The 14,595-nt window shown below is 63.9% G+C and carries 16 protein-coding genes, 1 other RNA gene and 1 pseudogene; 12 read left to right on the forward strand and 6 right to left on the reverse strand.

Annotated elements, in window-relative coordinates; genetic code table 11:
* Window positions 1-56 precede the first annotated feature (56 nt).
* The 6 genes from AC066Y_RS06630 to ssrA all read right to left on the reverse strand — a co-directional run bounded on the left by AC066Y_RS06630 (window position 57) and on the right by ssrA (window position 3,824).
* Window positions 57-410 (reverse strand): VOC family protein, encoded by a 354-nt coding sequence (locus AC066Y_RS06630; RefSeq protein WP_478273168.1) that lies wholly within the window; start codon window positions 408-410, stop codon window positions 57-59.
* Between the two features lie 55 nt (window positions 411-465).
* Entirely contained in the window at window positions 466-741 is a 276-nt protein-coding gene (locus AC066Y_RS06635) for a ribbon-helix-helix domain-containing protein (protein ID WP_024580116.1), read from the reverse strand.
* Window positions 738-926 carry a DUF4169 family protein gene (locus AC066Y_RS06640; RefSeq protein ID WP_173637960.1) on the reverse strand — a complete coding sequence of 63 codons (189 nt, stop codon included), beginning with the start codon at window positions 924-926 and terminating at the stop codon, window positions 738-740. Before AC066Y_RS06640 ends, AC066Y_RS06635 begins: the two co-directional genes overlap by 4 nt.
* A 275-nt stretch (window positions 927-1,201) precedes the next feature.
* Entirely contained in the window at window positions 1,202-2,617 is a 1,416-nt protein-coding gene (fumC, locus tag AC066Y_RS06645) for a class II fumarate hydratase (protein ID WP_478273169.1), read from the reverse strand.
* Window positions 2,618-2,793: 176 nt separating this feature from the next.
* The gene (locus AC066Y_RS06650; RefSeq protein WP_478273170.1) at window positions 2,794-3,315 is read right to left on the reverse strand and encodes an SspB family protein; all 522 of its coding nucleotides are present in this window, start codon (window positions 3,313-3,315) and stop codon (window positions 2,794-2,796) included.
* A gap of 143 nt (window positions 3,316-3,458) precedes the next feature.
* Window positions 3,459-3,824, reverse strand: a transfer-messenger RNA (tmRNA) gene (ssrA, locus tag AC066Y_RS06655).
* A 101-nt stretch (window positions 3,825-3,925) separates the two neighbouring features.
* Here ssrA and AC066Y_RS06660 point away from each other — a divergent pair.
* The 12 genes and pseudogenes from AC066Y_RS06660 to AC066Y_RS06715 all read left to right on the forward strand — a co-directional run bounded on the left by AC066Y_RS06660 (window position 3,926) and on the right by AC066Y_RS06715 (window position 14,505).
* Window positions 3,926-4,537: a chromate transporter gene (locus AC066Y_RS06660; RefSeq protein WP_478273171.1), complete on the forward strand. Its 612-nt coding sequence runs from the start codon at window positions 3,926-3,928 to the stop codon at window positions 4,535-4,537.
* On the forward strand, window positions 4,534-5,067 hold the full coding sequence (locus AC066Y_RS06665) for a chromate transporter (RefSeq protein WP_456761710.1): 534 nt from the start codon (window positions 4,534-4,536) through the stop codon (window positions 5,065-5,067). Before AC066Y_RS06660 ends, AC066Y_RS06665 begins: the two co-directional genes overlap by 4 nt.
* Window positions 5,068-5,211: 144 nt before the next feature.
* Window positions 5,212-5,661: pseudogene (locus AC066Y_RS06670) on the forward strand (tripartite tricarboxylate transporter TctB family protein); the annotation flags it as partial.
* Between the two features lie 10 nt (window positions 5,662-5,671).
* Window positions 5,672-7,186, forward strand: a complete 1,515-nt coding sequence (locus AC066Y_RS06675) for a tripartite tricarboxylate transporter permease (RefSeq protein WP_478273172.1) — start codon at window positions 5,672-5,674, stop codon at window positions 7,184-7,186.
* 188 nt (window positions 7,187-7,374) lie between these two features.
* Window positions 7,375-8,355, forward strand: coding sequence for a tripartite tricarboxylate transporter substrate binding protein BugD (locus tag AC066Y_RS06680; protein ID WP_478273173.1), 981 nt, complete (start codon window positions 7,375-7,377; stop codon window positions 8,353-8,355).
* A gap of 177 nt (window positions 8,356-8,532) precedes the next feature.
* Window positions 8,533-9,327 carry a thymidylate synthase gene (locus AC066Y_RS06685; protein ID WP_478273174.1) on the forward strand — a complete coding sequence of 265 codons (795 nt, stop codon included), beginning with the start codon at window positions 8,533-8,535 and terminating at the stop codon, window positions 9,325-9,327.
* 8 nt (window positions 9,328-9,335) lie between these two features.
* Window positions 9,336-9,821, forward strand: coding sequence for an N-acetyltransferase family protein (locus AC066Y_RS06690; RefSeq protein ID WP_478273175.1), 486 nt, complete (start codon window positions 9,336-9,338; stop codon window positions 9,819-9,821).
* Window positions 9,821-10,333, forward strand: a complete 513-nt coding sequence (locus AC066Y_RS06695) for a dihydrofolate reductase (protein WP_478273176.1) — start codon at window positions 9,821-9,823, stop codon at window positions 10,331-10,333. The genes AC066Y_RS06690 and AC066Y_RS06695 overlap by 1 nt, the downstream gene beginning before the upstream one ends.
* A 144-nt stretch (window positions 10,334-10,477) precedes the next feature.
* Window positions 10,478-11,620: an FtsH protease activity modulator HflK gene (gene hflK / locus AC066Y_RS06700; protein ID WP_478273177.1), complete on the forward strand. Its 1,143-nt coding sequence runs from the start codon at window positions 10,478-10,480 to the stop codon at window positions 11,618-11,620.
* Window positions 11,617-12,516 carry a protease modulator HflC gene (hflC, locus tag AC066Y_RS06705; protein WP_092115851.1) on the forward strand — a complete coding sequence of 300 codons (900 nt, stop codon included), beginning with the start codon at window positions 11,617-11,619 and terminating at the stop codon, window positions 12,514-12,516. The genes hflK and hflC overlap by 4 nt, the downstream gene beginning before the upstream one ends.
* Window positions 12,517-12,621: 105 nt before the next feature.
* A complete protein-coding gene (locus AC066Y_RS06710) occupies window positions 12,622-12,822 on the forward strand; it encodes a DUF2065 domain-containing protein (RefSeq protein ID WP_092115850.1) in 201 nt (66 codons plus the stop codon).
* Between the two features lie 186 nt (window positions 12,823-13,008).
* Window positions 13,009-14,505 carry a Do family serine endopeptidase gene (locus tag AC066Y_RS06715; RefSeq protein WP_456656760.1) on the forward strand — a complete coding sequence of 499 codons (1,497 nt, stop codon included), beginning with the start codon at window positions 13,009-13,011 and terminating at the stop codon, window positions 14,503-14,505.
* The last annotated feature ends 90 nt before the right edge of the window (window positions 14,506-14,595 follow it).

The raw sequence follows: 14,595 nt of genomic DNA on the forward strand, positions 1-14,595 counted from the left end.
AGCGAAGTGGGGACCGGTTCGCGTGATGAAAACGCGTCAGAGCAGGAATCCAGAGCTTACGATCGGTGCTGGAGAATATTGATCAGCCGGCCGAACGGATCGCGGACGAAGAAGCGCCGCACGCCCCATGGCTCGTCCGCCGGTCCGTAGTCGATCGCGATGCCGGCGGCCTGCATCCGGTGCAGCGCTTCGTCGAGATCGTCGACCTCGATCGAGAGATCGGGCACCGGCGTGCCGGAGCCACCTTCGGAAGCGAAACTGATTTGAACCTGCATCGTTTCGGATGAACCGTAAGTCGCAATCCAACCGAAATCCATCAGCGGCTCGAGGCCGAGGATATCGCGATAGAATGGCTTCGCTGCCGCGACATCTGATGCGGCAACGTTCGCGACGATGCGATTGACCTTCATGCTGAAGTCCACGCGGCGGAACGACCGTCTGCTGAAGCGACGGTCGGCAAGGCCGTCAGGCCTGCTGGCGCGTGTCGACCTGTTGCGGCCTGACATCCGTCGGTACGGCCGGGGTGGCGCGCGAGCGGAAGTAGTCGAGCACGAAAAGCCTGATCGCGGAGGACAGATTGCCCTGCTGACGGTTGTTGTCGATCTCGCCGACCAACTCCGACAGCGTCATGTTCCGCAGACCGGAAATCTCCTTCATGCCGTTCCAGAAGGCTTCTTCGAGGCTGACGCTGGTCTTGTGACCGGCGACGACGATCGACCGCTTGACGACGGGAGACTTCATGATGCGTCACCACTTTCGATGCGGTGCTGATCGAGCACGCGCGTACTGCGCTCGCCGAGAAATTCGTCACGCGCTCGTTCGGATTTGGTGCGACCGAATAGCGCACGATTGGCTTCGGCCTGCTTTGCTGCTTGTTCGCGCTCACCGCGCTTCTTGAATCGTTTCAGGTTGACCACGTCGCCCATGCTCGTCGTCCTCATCGTCCCCAGAGCGGAATTGGTGATGCATCGTGACGAAAGCAAGAGCGATCGCGCAAAGCGCCCGGCTCGATATCCATCCCGAATCCCCATTTGATGCTTGTGATAGCATCAAAGAATCCGTTTCGCTCTGCGAAAACTAGACGTCTGTACCATGCGCCAGCGCAGAGCTGATAGGCAAACAGCCTTAGCCTTTAGGCGTTATGATCCATAATTATATCACGCGCGCTGACCGTAATTATCCGGACATTGCGCGCTTCGCTTCAGCCGGGGTGTGTCATTTTGTCCGGCTGCACGAGGCGATCAAATTCGTCGGCAGTTACGAATCCGAGCCGCAAAGCCTCTTCCTTCAACGTCGTTCCGCGTGCGTGCGCCGACTTCGCAACCTTGGCTGCGTTGTCGTAACCGATCTTCGGCGCGAGCGCCGTCACCAGCATCAGCGAGCGCTGCATCAGCTCGTTGATGCGCTTTTCGTCGGCGCGTATTCCGACAACGCAATGCTCAGTAAATGAGCGGACAACGTCAGATAGCAACTGAATGGAATTTATCATACAATATGCCAACACGGGCTTGTACACGTTGAGCTCGAAATGGCCCTGGCTGCCGGCGACGGTGATCGTGGTCTGATTGCCGAACACCTGGCAGCAGACCATGGTCATGGCCTCGCACTGGGTCGGATTGACCTTGCCCGGCATGATCGACGAGCCCGGCTCGTTCTCGGGCAGCACCAACTCGCCGAGGCCCGAGCGCGGGCCCGAGCCGAGGAAGCGGATGTCGTTGGCGATCTTGAACAGGCCGGTCGCCACCGAATTGATCGCGCCGTGCACCAGCACATAGGCGTCGTTGGAAGCCAGCGCCTCGAACTTGTTGGCCGCGCTGGTGAACGGCAGTTTGGTAATCTCGGCGACATGCCTGGCGAAGGTGCTCGCGAATTCCGGCTTCGAGTTGAGGCCGGTGCCGACGGCAGTGCCGCCCTGCGCCAGCGGGAACAACTCCTTCACCGCCGAGTGTAGCCGCGCGATGCCGCTCTCGACCTGCGCCGCGTAGCCGGAGAATTCCTGGCCGAGCGTCAGCGGTGTTGCGTCCTGGGTATGCGTGCGTCCGATCTTCACGATCTTGGCAAACGCTTCCTGCTTCTGGTGCAACGCCCGATGCAGCTCGGTAAGGGCGGGGATCAGGTCGGCGATGATGCGATCCGCCGCAGCGATATGCATCGCGGTCGGGAACGAGTCGTTCGACGACTGGCTCATGTTGACGTGATCATTCGGATGGATTGGCTGCTTGGCGCCGAGCTCGCCGCCGAGCGCCTGGTTGGCGCGGTTTGCGATCACCTCGTTCACGTTCATGTTGGTTTGCGTGCCCGAGCCGGTCTGCCAGACGACCAGCGGAAAATGATCGTCGAGCTTGCCCTCGATCACTTCCCTGGCGGCGCTGATGATGGCGTCGGCGCGGCGTGCATCGAGCTGGCCGAGTTCGCGATTGGTTTCGGCCGCGGCGAGCTTGACGATGGCGAGTGCGTGAATGATCGCGATCGGCATCCGGTCGTGGCCGATCTTGAAATTCTGCCGCGAGCGCTCGGTCTGCGCACCCCAGTAGCGATCGGCGGCGACGTCGATCGGACCGAAGCTGTCGGTCTCGCTACGGGTGGCGGCGTTGGATGGTGTCGTCGATTGAGCCATGGATGCTCTCCGTTGCGTCATCAGAACGTGATTCGGCGGGGCGCCAGCTTTTCGCCGCGGCAACGCGACAGCGTCCGCGCGGAAGCACGTTCATGCAGAAGATAGTCCGGGATGACGATCTGTCATCCCGGCCCTCGAATGCATCCTACAAGGTCGAAGATCGATCGGTATTTAGATTATTTCTTGCGGAAGCGGTCCAGCCGCACGACCTCGGCGCCTTCGCTGGGCTTCGCAGGCTCCTGCTCGGTCTCGGCCGTCTCGGGCTCGACCACCGCCCGGGCGGCCGGTGCGGGAAGGGGAGCGGCCGGCGCCGTCGCGGGCGGGGCCTCCTCGGGCAATGCCTCCGAGACGTCGAACCGCAGATCGAACGGTGCGGACGGATCGAGGAAACGCGTCACCGCGGCGAACGGTACGTTCAGCCGTTCGGGAATCCCGCCGAACGACAGGCCGACCTCGAACCGGTCCTCGGTCACCACCAGATCCCAGAACTGATGCTGCAGGATGATGGTCATCTCCTCCGGATATTGCGCGAGCAGCCGTGGCGACAGCTTCACGCCATCGCCGTGCGAGAGGAAGGTGATGTAGAAATGGTGCTCACCCGGCAGGCCATGTTCGGCGGCGTCGGACAAGACCCGGCGCAGCACCCCGCGCAGCGCGTCGCGCGCCAGCACGTCATATCGGATGTGATCGGTCGCCATCGTATTCCTGTCGCTTCGAAAATGCCGGCAAGGCATCGCCGGACCCGTCCGACTCGCCCTTTTAGCCATGCTACTCCGCCGGGACCCGGAAATCAGCAGGGCTGGCAGCGGAAAATACGGGCGGACGCCCAATCGGGAAATAAAGTGGAGGCTTCTGTTGCCAGGTGCCTCCGAACCCCGCCTAACGGAGCTTAACCCGTTAGGACTTTAAGATGGTCTTTCAAACTGCGTTACGCAGCCTGAGCAACCGGAGCAAAGTTGTCGTTGGCAACTATTGCATTAGCCCGATAACGGCGGAACCATACCGAGAAAAAACACGCCCTTTACGCCCTCGTCGATCCTATTTCGCCCCCGCCAAAAGCCACCGAAGCTAGAGGCTCGGATGGGTTTTGGTGGAGGCGCCGGGTACCGCCCCCGGGTCCGAATGGTTTATTGCGACGGTCATTTATTTCCATAGCCGGCGAACCGGCACCCCCAATATAGGCGGCACGGACGGAGAAAAATAGAGCCGATTCAGGCTTGTTCAGGTGTGAAAACCCGCCGATTTGGGTTGGCCGGCGTCTTGGCGCTGTGTCTTGGCACCGTCCTGGCGCCGTTCTAGATTTTGCCCATGCCCCCGGAATCCCCGCCGGCTGCCGCCCCGGCGCCGGATGCCTCCGTACCGTCTCCGCCCCTCCAGCCCGGCCTGCTCGAGCTGTTCCTGGCCTTTGCCAAGATGTCGCTGGCTGGCTTTGGCGGGGTCCTGGTCTGGGCCCGGCGGTCGATCGTCGAGCAGCACCGCTGGATGACGGCGGAGCAGTTCAACGAGACCTTCGCGCTGTGCCATTTCCTGCCAGGTCCGAACATCGTCAACCTGTCGGTCGTATTCGGCTCGCGCTTTCGCGGCATCGCCGGCGGGCTTGCGGCCTTCGCCGGGCTGGTCGGACCGCCGATGGTGATCGCGACCGTCCTTGCCGCACTCTATGCCCGCTACGGCGATATCGACGTCCTGCGCCGGACACTCGCCGGCGTCGCCTGTGCCGCGGTCGGGCTGCTGTTCGCCGTCGTCCTCAAGATGATGATGCCGCTGTTGAAGCGGCGCGATGTCACAGGTCTCGTCATTCTGGCGGCGGTTTTCGTCGCGATCGGTCTGATCCGATGGCCGCTCCAGATCGTGCTGCTGGTGGCGATCCCGCTCAGCATTGCAACCACGGTCCTGGCGCGCCGCATGGTGAAGGCATGAGCTCGGAGTCCAGCCCGATCGCAGCGCTGGTCTGGACCTTCGGCCTGATGTCGCTGTTTGCGGTCGGCGGGGCCAATTCGGCGATCCCCGAAATGCACCGCGCCGCCGTCGACGTGCATCACTGGCTGACCGACAAGCAGTTCGCCGACGTGTTCGCGATCTCGCAGCTCTCGCCGGGACCGAACGTGCTGATCGTGACGCTGATAGGCTATTCTGTCGCAGGCGTCGGCGGGGCGTTGGCCGCGACGGTGGCGATGTGCGGACCGACCGCGCTGCTCGCCTATTATGTGAGCCGTTTCCTCGATCGCTCGCGCGACGCGCGCTGGCCGGCGATCATTCAGGCGGCATTGGTTCCGCTGTCGATCGGCCTGATGGCCGCCTCCGGCCTGATCGTGGCGCAGACATCAGACCAAAGTTGGATCGCGGTCCTGATCACCATTGTCGCAGCCGCGCTTGCCTTTGCGACACGGATCAATCCCTTATGGATGTTGCTTGCCGGAGGTCTCTTGGGTTTTGCTGGCGTTGTCTGACGAAAATCGCTAGCAAGGCTTTCGGTCAACGCACCACAAGCCAAGCCATTCAATCACAACGGGCGGGACAGCCCTGACGGGGGAAGCGAAGTCATGAGCGATACGCCGAGCGAGGCGCCGGTCAAATCGATCTTGCCGAAATGGGTGCGCGGCCCGCAGGACTTTGTCGGCGGGCTCGCCATGATGGCGGTTGCGCTGTTTGCCTTGTGGGCCTCCAGTGATCTGCAGGGCATGCACGGATTCTCGTTCGGCGCCGGAACTGCGCCGCGCATGTTCGCCGTGCTGCTGCTGCTGCTCGGCGGCGCGGTGGCGCTGGTGGGAGTTCTGCGGGATGGTCCGCATATCGCGGCCTATTCCTGGCGCGGGCCGCTGTTCGTATCGGCAGCGATCGTGTTCTTTGCGGTGTCGATCCGGCCGCTTGGGCTCGTCGTCACGGCATTTGCCAGCTTCATGATCGCGGCACTCGGCTCGGAGGAGACGAAGTGGCTGGAGGCGACCATCGTCGGTGCCTGTCTGACGCTGGGCTGCGCATTGCTATTTCCTTACGTGCTGGGACTTCCGATGCCGATGTTCCCTCGTTTCCTGATTCAGTGAGGGCGGCGCAATGGAACTGTTCGCCAATCTAGCCCACGGTTTTGCCGTTGCGCTTTCGCCGATCAATCTTCTGATGTGCCTTATCGGCGCACTGGTCGGTACGCTGGTTGGCGTGCTGCCGGGCATCGGCACCATCGCCACCGTCGCGATGCTGCTGCCGATCACCTTCGGCCTGCCGCCGGTCGGCGCGTTGATCATGCTCGCCGGCATCTATTATGGTGCGCAATATGGCGGCTCGACCACCTCGATTCTGGTCAATATTCCGGGCGAGGCGACCTCGGTGGTCACCGCGCTCGACGGCCACCAGATGGCAAGACAGGGCCGCGCCGGCCCGGCGCTCGCGATCGCCGCGATCGGCTCGTTCTTCGCCGGCTGCGTCGCAACCGTGCTGATCGCTGTGCTCGGCGCGCCGCTGACCAAGCTCGCGCTGGCGTTCGGTCCGGCCGAATATTTCTCGCTGATGGTGCTCGGCCTGATCTTCGCGGTGGTGCTCGCCAAGGGCTCGGTGCTGAAGGCGATCGCGATGATCGTGTTCGGCCTGCTGCTGTCGATGGTCGGCTCCGACATCGAGACCGGCGCCTCGCGCATGGCCTTCAACATCCCCGAGCTTGCCGACGGCCTCGGCTTCGCGACGGTGGCGATGGGCGTGTTCGGCTTTGCGGAGATCATCCGCAATCTCGACGCCGGCGCCGAGATGAGCCGCGATCTGGTGCAGCAGAAGATCACCGGCCTGATGCCGACCAGGAAGGACCTGATGGACTCCGCGCCGGCAATCGTGCGCGGCACCATCCTGGGCTCGATCCTTGGCATCCTGCCGGGCGGCGGCGCCGTGATCGCGTCGTTTGCCGCATATACGTTGGAGAAGAAGATTGCGAAGGATCCGTCGCGGTTCGGCCGCGGCGCGATCGAGGGCGTGGCGTCGCCGGAAAGCGCCAACAACGCCGCGGCGCAGACCTCGTTCATCCCGCTGCTCACCCTCGGTATCCCGCCGAATGCGGTGATGGCGCTGATGGTCGGCGCGATGACCATTCATGGCATTGTGCCGGGTCCGCAGGTGATGGTGAAGCAGCCCGACCTGGTCTGGGGCATGATCGCCTCGATGTGGATCGGCAATCTGATGCTGATCATCATCAACCTGCCGCTGGTCGGCATCTGGGTTCGTCTGCTGCGCGTGCCGTACCGGCTGATGTTCCCCTCGATCGTGATCTTCTGCGCGATCGGCATCTACTCGGTGAACAACGCGCCGGTCGACGTCGTTCTCGCGGGCGCGTTCGGTCTGATCGGCTACTGGCTGATCAAGCACGACTTCGAGCCGGCACCGCTGCTGCTCGGCATGGTGCTCGGCCCGCTGATGGAAGAGAACCTGCGTCGCGCACTCCTGATCTCGCGCGGCGACTGGAGCGTGTTCCTGTCGCGGCCGCTGTCGGCGGTGCTGCTGGCGATCGCGGCGGGTCTCCTGGTGCTCGCCGTGCTGCCGACCTTGCGTGCGAAGCGCGACGAAGTGTTCGTGGAGTCCGAGGGCTAGAGCATGATCCGGAAAAGTGTGAAGCGGTTTTCCGGATAGATCATGCTCAAACAAGGAGCGCCGGCCCTGCGTCGGCGTGCCGCAGGCGGAAGTCGAATCGACACTCGATGTCGTCTCATGAAATGAAAATGCCGGCCGATTTTGGCCGGCATTTTCATTTGGTCAAAACGTTCCCGGGAGGAATTGAGATGATGTCCATTCGCTCGCTTGCGGGCGCATGCCTTTCGGCATTTGCCGCGCTGGGCGCATTCACCGTGCCGGCCTCCGCGCAAACCTATCCGACGCGCACCATCACCATGATCGTGCCGTTCGCAGCCGGCGGTCCGACCGACGTCATCTCGCGCATCGTCACCGCGCACATGGCGCAGACGCTCGGACAGAGCATCGTCATCGAGAACGTGGTCGGCGCCGGCGGCACCACGGCGACGACGCGCGCCGCGCGCGCCGCCAATGACGGCTACACGCTGGTCACCGGACATATGGGCACGCACGCGGCTTCCGTGCCGCTCTATCCGAAACTCGCCTATCATCCGGAAAAGGATTTCGAACCCGTCGCGCTGCTCGCCGGCACGCCGATCCTGATCCTTGCCCGCAAGGATTTCCCGCCGAAGGATCTGAAGGAATTCGTCGCCTACGTGAAGGCCAATGCCGAGAAGGTCAACGCCGCGCATGCCGGCATCGGCTCGGTCTCGCATGCCTCCTGCGAGCTGCTGAACTCGATCCTCGACGTCAAGCCGGTCGGCGTGCCGTTCAACGGCACCGGCCCTGCGATGAATGCGCTGGTCGCCGGCCAGGTCGATTACATGTGCGACCAGATCGTCAACGCGGTGCCGCAGATCAACGCCGGCACCATCAAGGCCTATGCGGTCGCCACCCCCGAGCGCAATCCGTCGCTGCCCAATGTCCCGACCACGGCAGAGGCCGGCCTGCCGGCATTCCAGGCCCAGGCCTGGAACGCGATCTTCGCGCCGAAGGGAACTTCGCCCGCGATCATCGCCACGCTGAACGCCGCGGCCATCAAGGCGCTCGACGATGAGAATGTGCGCAAGCGCCTGCTCGAGCTCGGCAGCGTGATCCCGGCGCCCGCCAACCGCACGCCGGAGGCGCTCGCGACCCTCGTCAAAAGCGAGATCGCGAAGTGGACCCCGGTGCTCAAGCCGACCACTTAAGCCAGCGCGATCAATTGGATAGGGCAGGGGCGGAACGTGAGTTCCGCCCCTTGTCGTTTGGCGCAAGGGTGCTCACTTTTCAGGGTATAATCGGTGCAATCCGCCGAATCAGCGTGTCGGCCGGCGGCCTCGGCCGTTAAGTTCGCCGCTTCCCCCGAAGGGTCCGAAACAGACGCCATGAACCAGTACCACGACCTGCTCGAACGCATCCTCGCCGACGGTGCCGAGAAGCACGACCGCACCGGCACCGGCACGCTGTCGATCTTCGGCCACCAGATGCGCTTCAACCTCTCGGCCGGTTTTCCGATGCTGACCACCAAGCGGTTGCCGCTGAAGGCGATCGTGCACGAGCTGCTCTGGTTCCTCGCCGGCGACACCAATATCAAATATCTCAACGACAACGGCGTCACGATCTGGGACGAATGGGCCGACGCCAACGGCGATCTCGGCCCGGTCTACGGCTCGCAATGGCGCTCGTGGCCGGCGCCTGATGGACGCAGCATCGACCAGATCACGAACGTGATCGAGATGATCAAGCGCAATCCGGACTCGCGGCGGCTGATCGTCAGCGCCTGGAATCCGGCCGAGGTCGACAAGATGGCGCTGCCGCCGTGCCACTGCCTGTTCCAGTTCTATGTCGCGAACGGCAAATTGTCCTGCCAGCTGTATCAGCGCTCCGGCGACGTCTTCCTCGGCGTGCCCTTCAACATCGCCTCCTACGCGCTGCTGACCATGATGGTGGCGCAGGTCACCGGCCTCAAGCCCGGCGATTTCGTGCACTCGCTCGGCGACGCACATCTCTACTCGAACCATATCGAGCAGGCGCGGCTGCAATTGACGCGGCCGACGCGGCCGTTGCCGACGATGGCGATCAATCCCGACGTGAAGGATATCTTCGCGTTCCGCTACGAGGACTTCAAACTCGAGGGTTACGACCCGCATCCGCACATCAAGGCTGAAGTCGCGGTCTGAGGGATTAGATGTCGCTGACCATCCGCCGTGCGCGACCCGATGAGGCCGGACTGGTGTTCTCGCTGGTCCGCGAGCTCGCCGACTACGAGAAGCTCTTGCACGAAGTCCATGCCAGCGAGGCCGATATCGCCGAGGCGCTGTTCGGCGCCAACCCGCGGCTTACTTGCGACATCGCGGAATGGAACGGCGAGCCGGCCGGCTTCGCGGTCTGGTTCGTCAACTTCTCGACCTTCGCCGGCCGCCACGGCATCTATCTCGAGGACCTCTTCGTGCGTCCGGCACTGCGCGGCAAGGGGATCGGCAAGGCGCTCCTGGTGCATCTGGCGAAGCAATGCCTCGCCAATGGCTGGGCGCGCCTGCAATGGGCGGTGCTCGACTGGAACGCGCCGTCGATCGCATTTTACAAGTCGCTCGGCGCCGAGCTGATGGACGAATGGACGATTTGCCGCGTCTCCGGCGCGGCGCTGTCGGCACTCGCGCAAGGAGCGCGCTGATGGAGATCGTGCTCCTCGTTGCCGTCGCCGAGAACGGCGTGATCGGGAGCGGGAACGCCATTCCGTGGCGGCTGAAATCCGATCAGCAGCGCCTCAAGGTGATGACGCTGAACAAGCCCATCGTGATGGGGCGCAAGACGTTTGAGTCCCTGCGCCGGCCGCTGCCGGGCCGCACCAACATCGTGGTGACGCGCGATGCGAACTACCGCGCGCGCGGAGCTATCGTCACGACGTCGTTCGAAAACGCCCGTGCAATTGCGCTTGGTGACGCGCTGCGGCGTTTCGCCACTGAGATCGCCGTGATCGGCGGCGCGGAAATCTACGCGCAGTGGATGGGCATCGCCGATCGTCTCGAGATCACCGAGGTCCATGCCAGCCCTGACGGCGACACCCGGTTCGGCAAGATCGATCCGGAGGTGTGGGACGAGGTCGCGCGCGTACGAAATCCGGCAGGTCCGGACGACAGCGTCGACTTCTCCTATGTGACATATCGTCGGCGCGGCCGGGGTTAACCAATGTTTGCATTGACAATTGTGGCCCGGCGCATAGCTCGTCCGGCCAGGAAGCTTGCGTTGTAAGGGCCTGAGCGGTCCCCTATAACCGGGCCGGACATTCGAGGCCGGGCGTCCCGTCCGGACTTGTCGAGGAGACGTTTGATGCCGTGGAAAAATCAAGGCGGGGGGCCGTGGGGCTCGGGTCCGAAAGGGCCATGGGGCACAGGTCCGCAGTCGGCCGGGCCAAGGCCGCCGGATCTTGAGGATCTGCTGCGGCGCGGTCAGGACCGGCTGCAGCAGTGGCTGCCCGGCGGTCATTTCAGCGGCATGGGCATCGCGCTGGTGCTGGTCGCCGCGCTGGCGATCTGGTTCGCCACCGGGATCTTCCGCGTCCAGTCGGAAGAGCTCGGCGTCGTGCTGCGCTTCGGCAAATACGTCCGCGATGCGCAGCCGGGCCTGCGCTATCACCTGCCGTATCCGATCGAGACGGTGCTGCTGCCGAAGGCGCTGCGCGTCAACACGATCTCGATCGGCATGACGCTGATCGACGATCCCGCACGGCGCGGCCGCACCATGCGCGACGTGCCGGAAGAGAGCCTGATGCTGACCGGCGACGAAAACATCGTCGACGTCGATTTCACCGTGTTGTGGCGTATCAAGCCGGGCGGGGCCGGCGCCTATTTGTTCAACATCCAGAATCCGGAAGGCACCGTGAAGGCGGTCGCCGAAAGCGCGATGCGTGAGGTGATCGGCCGCTCGCAGATCCAGCCGATTTTGACCGGGGCGCGCAACGTCACCGAGCAGAACGTCCAGGAGCTGATGCAGAAGACGCTCGATTCCTACAGCGCGGGCATCCAGATCGCGCAGGTGCAGATGCAGAAGGTCGATCCGCCGGCGCAGGTGATCGACGCATTCCGCGACGTGCAGGCGGCGCGCTCCGACCTCGAGCGCAAGCAGAACGAGGCGCAGACCTACGCCAACCGGATCGTGCCGGAAGCGCGTGGTCGTTCCGCGCAGATCCTGCAGGCCGCCGAAGGCTACAAGGAGCAGGCGGTCGCCGAGGCCAAGGGCCAGAGCGCACGCTTCCTGAAAGTCTATGATGAGTACAAGAAGGCACCCGAAGTGACGCGCGAGCGCATCTATCTCGAGACCATGGAACGCGTGCTCGGTAGCTCCGAGAAGCTCGTCTATGACGGCGGCCAGGGCCAGAACATCGTGCCCTACCTTCCGCTCGGCGAACTGACGCCGCGGCGTCCGGCAGCAGCACCGGCCACGACCGGCCAGCAGCAGGGAGCCACCCGATGAGGTCCCCTGTCACCGGCATTGTGTCCCTGATCGTCCTCTTCATCGTGCTCGCCGTCGGCTACAGCTCGGTGTTCACCGTGCAGCAGACCGAGCAGACCATCGTCCTGCGGTTCGGCGAGCCGGTTGAGGTCGTCACCGATCCCGGCCTGCACTTCAAGGCGCCGTGGAATTCGGTGATCAACGTCGACAAGCGCATCCTCGATCTCGAAAACCCGTCGCAGGAGGTGATCGCCTCCGACCAGAAGCGGCTGGTGGTCGACGCCTTCGCGCGGTATCGCATCAAGAATGCGCTGCGCTACTACACCAGCGTCGGCTCGATCCAGGCCGCCAACCTGCAGCTGACCACGCTGCTCAACGCGGCGCTGCGCCGCGTGCTCGGCGAGGTCACCTTCATCACGGTGGTGCGTGACGAGCGCGAGAAGCTGATGGCACGGATTCGCGAGCAGCTCGACAAGGAGGCCGACGGCTACGGCATCGAGGTCGTCGACGTCCGGATCCGCCGCGCCGACCTGCCGGAGCAGAACAGCCAGGCGGTGTACGACCGGATGAAGTCCGAGCGTCAGCGCGAAGCCGCCGAGTTCCGTGCCCAGGGCGACCAGAAGGCGCAGGAGATCCGCTCCAGGGCCGACCGTGAAGCGACCGTGATCGTGGCCGATGCGAACTCGACCGCGGAGCAAACACGCGGTGCGGGCGATGCCGAGCGCAACCGCCTGTTCGCCGAGGCCTATGGCAAGGACAAGGACTTCTTCGCGTTCTATCGCTCGATGACGGCCTATGAGAACAGCCTCAAGTCCGGCGACACGCGTTTCCTGTTGCGGCCGGACTCGGAATTCTTCAGATACTTCGGCAATGCGAACGGCAAGGCGCCTGAGGCGGCCGCCGCGCCGAAGCAGTAACGTCACGACTGAACATCACGACTTGAATCAAGACCTGGCGGCGATGCGGATACCGCGTCGCCGCCAATCAACAACAACAAGCATCGAGCGGGAGGCTGCCATCCGATGAAGTCCATAGCGTTCGGCGACTTCCTCATCGGGTTGGGAATCCTGTTCGTGCTCGAAGGCATCCTGTTTGCGGCAAGCCCCGCCTGGATGCGCCGGGCGATGAAGAGCGCGCTGGCCACGCCCGACAACATCCTGCGCATCGTCGGCATCGGCTCGGCGGTTGCGGGACTGATCCTGATTTGGCTGGTGCGGCGCTGATCATTGCCTGTTCCACCGCGCAGACCGCGCCGGAATGAACATAATCGTGAGCCTCTCGCAGCCGGTTTTTCGCCGAAATGCCCGGGTGAGATGCTTGCGCCATATGCCCGTTCGGGCGCACTCTGTGATCACGGGCGCATACTGCGACCAGCTAATTTGAACCCGTTTGCCTGGAGAAACTCCGACATGATCGCTGCCAGACCAGCCCTGAGCCGTCGCCTCCGCATGATGGGAGCTGCGATCTCGATCGGTGCTGCGAGCATGCTGAGCTCCGTGCCGGCGTTCGCACGCGGCCCCGAGGGCATCGCCGACATCGCCGAGAAGGTGATCGACGCCGTCGTCAACATCTCGACGTCGCAGACGATCGAGGCCAAGGACCGGACGATGCCGCAATTGCCGCCCGGTTCGCCGTTCGAGGAGTTCTTCGACGACTTCTTCAAGAACCGCCGCGGCCCGCCCGGCAAGGGCGGCGACAAGAGCGGCGAGTTCCAGCCGCGCAAGACCAACTCGCTCGGCTCGGGCTTCATCGTCGACACCGCGGGGATCGTCGTCACCAACAACCACGTCATCGCCGACGCCGACGAGATCAACGTCATCCTCAACGACGGCACCAAGATCAAGGCCGAGCTGGTCGGCGTCGACAAGAAGACCGACCTCGCGGTCCTGAAGTTCAAGCCGCCGAAGCCGCTCACCGCGGTCAAGTTCGGCGACAGCGACAAGATCCGCCTCGGCGACTGGGTGGTCGCGATCGGCAACCCGTTCAGTCTCGGCGGCACGGTGACCGCGGGCATCGTCTCGGCCAAGAACCGCGACATCAGCCAGGGCCCGTATGACAGCTATATCCAGACCGACGCCGCCATCAACCGCGGCAATTCCGGCGGTCCGCTGTTCAACCTCGATGGCGAGGTGATCGGCGTCAACACGCTGATCATCTCCCCGACCGGCGGCTCGATCGGCCTCGGTTTCGCCGTGCCGTCGAAGACGGTGGCCGGCGTCGTCGACCAGTTGCAGAAGTTCGGCGAGCTACGCCGCGGCTGGCTCGGCGTTCGCATCCAGCAGGTCACCGACGAGATCGCCGACAGCCTCAACATCAAGCCGGCACGCGGCGCGCTGGTTGCCGGCGTCGACGACAAGGGCCCGGCCAAGCCGGCCGGCATCGAGCCGGGCGACGTCGTCGTCAAGTTCGACGGCAAGGACGTCAAGGACCCGAAAGATCTGTCGCGCATCGTCGCCGACACCGCGGTCGGCAAGGAAGTCGACGTCGTCGTCATCCGTAAGGGCAATGAAGAGACCCGCAAGGTCACGCTCGGCCGGCTCGAGGACAACGACAAGGTTCAGCAGGCCAACGCCAAGCCCAAGGACGACACTGCCGAGAAACCGGTGACCCAGAAGGCGCTCGGTCTCGACCTCGCGGCGCTGAGCAAGGATCTGCGCACCAAGTACAAGATCAAGGACAGCGTGAAGGGCGTCGTCGTCACCGGCGTCGACAACGCCTCCGATGCTGCCGAGAAGCGGCTGTCGGCCGGCGACGTCATCGTCGAGGTGGCGCAGGAGGCGGTGTCAAGCGCCGCCGACATCAAGAAGCGCGTCGACCAGCTGAAGAAGGACGGCAAGAAGTCCGTGCTGCTGCTGGTCTCCAACGGCGACGGCGAACTGCGCTTCGTCGCGCTCGGGGTGCAGTAGAAGCGCGCTGACGCCTCACCCTCACTGTCATCCCCCGCGAAAGCGGGGGATCCAGTACGCCGCGGCCGTTCTTGTTGAGAAAGGTAGGCA

The organism is Bradyrhizobium sp. USDA3010 (genome assembly GCF_056429065.1).

What these genes read in the sequence shown, in the direction of transcription:
- AC066Y_RS06630 (WP_478273168.1), bottom strand. Translation starts at nt 410, where the DNA reads ATGAAGGTCAATCGCATCGTCGCGAACGTTGCCGCATCAGATGTCGCG.
- AC066Y_RS06635 (WP_024580116.1), bottom strand. Translation starts at nt 741, where the DNA reads ATGAAGTCTCCCGTCGTCAAGCGGTCGATCGTCGTCGCCGGTCACAAG.
- AC066Y_RS06640 (WP_173637960.1), bottom strand. Translation starts at nt 926, where the DNA reads ATGGGCGACGTGGTCAACCTGAAACGATTCAAGAAGCGCGGTGAGCGC.
- fumC (WP_478273169.1), bottom strand. Translation starts at nt 2,617, where the DNA reads ATGGCTCAATCGACGACACCATCCAACGCCGCCACCCGTAGCGAGACC.
- AC066Y_RS06650 (WP_478273170.1), bottom strand. Translation starts at nt 3,315, where the DNA reads ATGGCGACCGATCACATCCGATATGACGTGCTGGCGCGCGACGCGCTG.
- AC066Y_RS06660 (WP_478273171.1), top strand. Translation starts at nt 3,926, where the DNA reads ATGCCCCCGGAATCCCCGCCGGCTGCCGCCCCGGCGCCGGATGCCTCC.
- AC066Y_RS06665 (WP_456761710.1), top strand. Translation starts at nt 4,534, where the DNA reads ATGAGCTCGGAGTCCAGCCCGATCGCAGCGCTGGTCTGGACCTTCGGC.
- AC066Y_RS06675 (WP_478273172.1), top strand. Translation starts at nt 5,672, where the DNA reads ATGGAACTGTTCGCCAATCTAGCCCACGGTTTTGCCGTTGCGCTTTCG.
- AC066Y_RS06680 (WP_478273173.1), top strand. Translation starts at nt 7,375, where the DNA reads ATGATGTCCATTCGCTCGCTTGCGGGCGCATGCCTTTCGGCATTTGCC.
- AC066Y_RS06685 (WP_478273174.1), top strand. Translation starts at nt 8,533, where the DNA reads ATGAACCAGTACCACGACCTGCTCGAACGCATCCTCGCCGACGGTGCC.
- AC066Y_RS06690 (WP_478273175.1), top strand. Translation starts at nt 9,336, where the DNA reads ATGTCGCTGACCATCCGCCGTGCGCGACCCGATGAGGCCGGACTGGTG.
- AC066Y_RS06695 (WP_478273176.1), top strand. Translation starts at nt 9,821, where the DNA reads ATGGAGATCGTGCTCCTCGTTGCCGTCGCCGAGAACGGCGTGATCGGG.
- hflK (WP_478273177.1), top strand. Translation starts at nt 10,478, where the DNA reads ATGCCGTGGAAAAATCAAGGCGGGGGGCCGTGGGGCTCGGGTCCGAAA.
- hflC (WP_092115851.1), top strand. Translation starts at nt 11,617, where the DNA reads ATGAGGTCCCCTGTCACCGGCATTGTGTCCCTGATCGTCCTCTTCATC.
- AC066Y_RS06710 (WP_092115850.1), top strand. Translation starts at nt 12,622, where the DNA reads ATGAAGTCCATAGCGTTCGGCGACTTCCTCATCGGGTTGGGAATCCTG.
- AC066Y_RS06715 (WP_456656760.1), top strand. Translation starts at nt 13,009, where the DNA reads ATGATCGCTGCCAGACCAGCCCTGAGCCGTCGCCTCCGCATGATGGGA.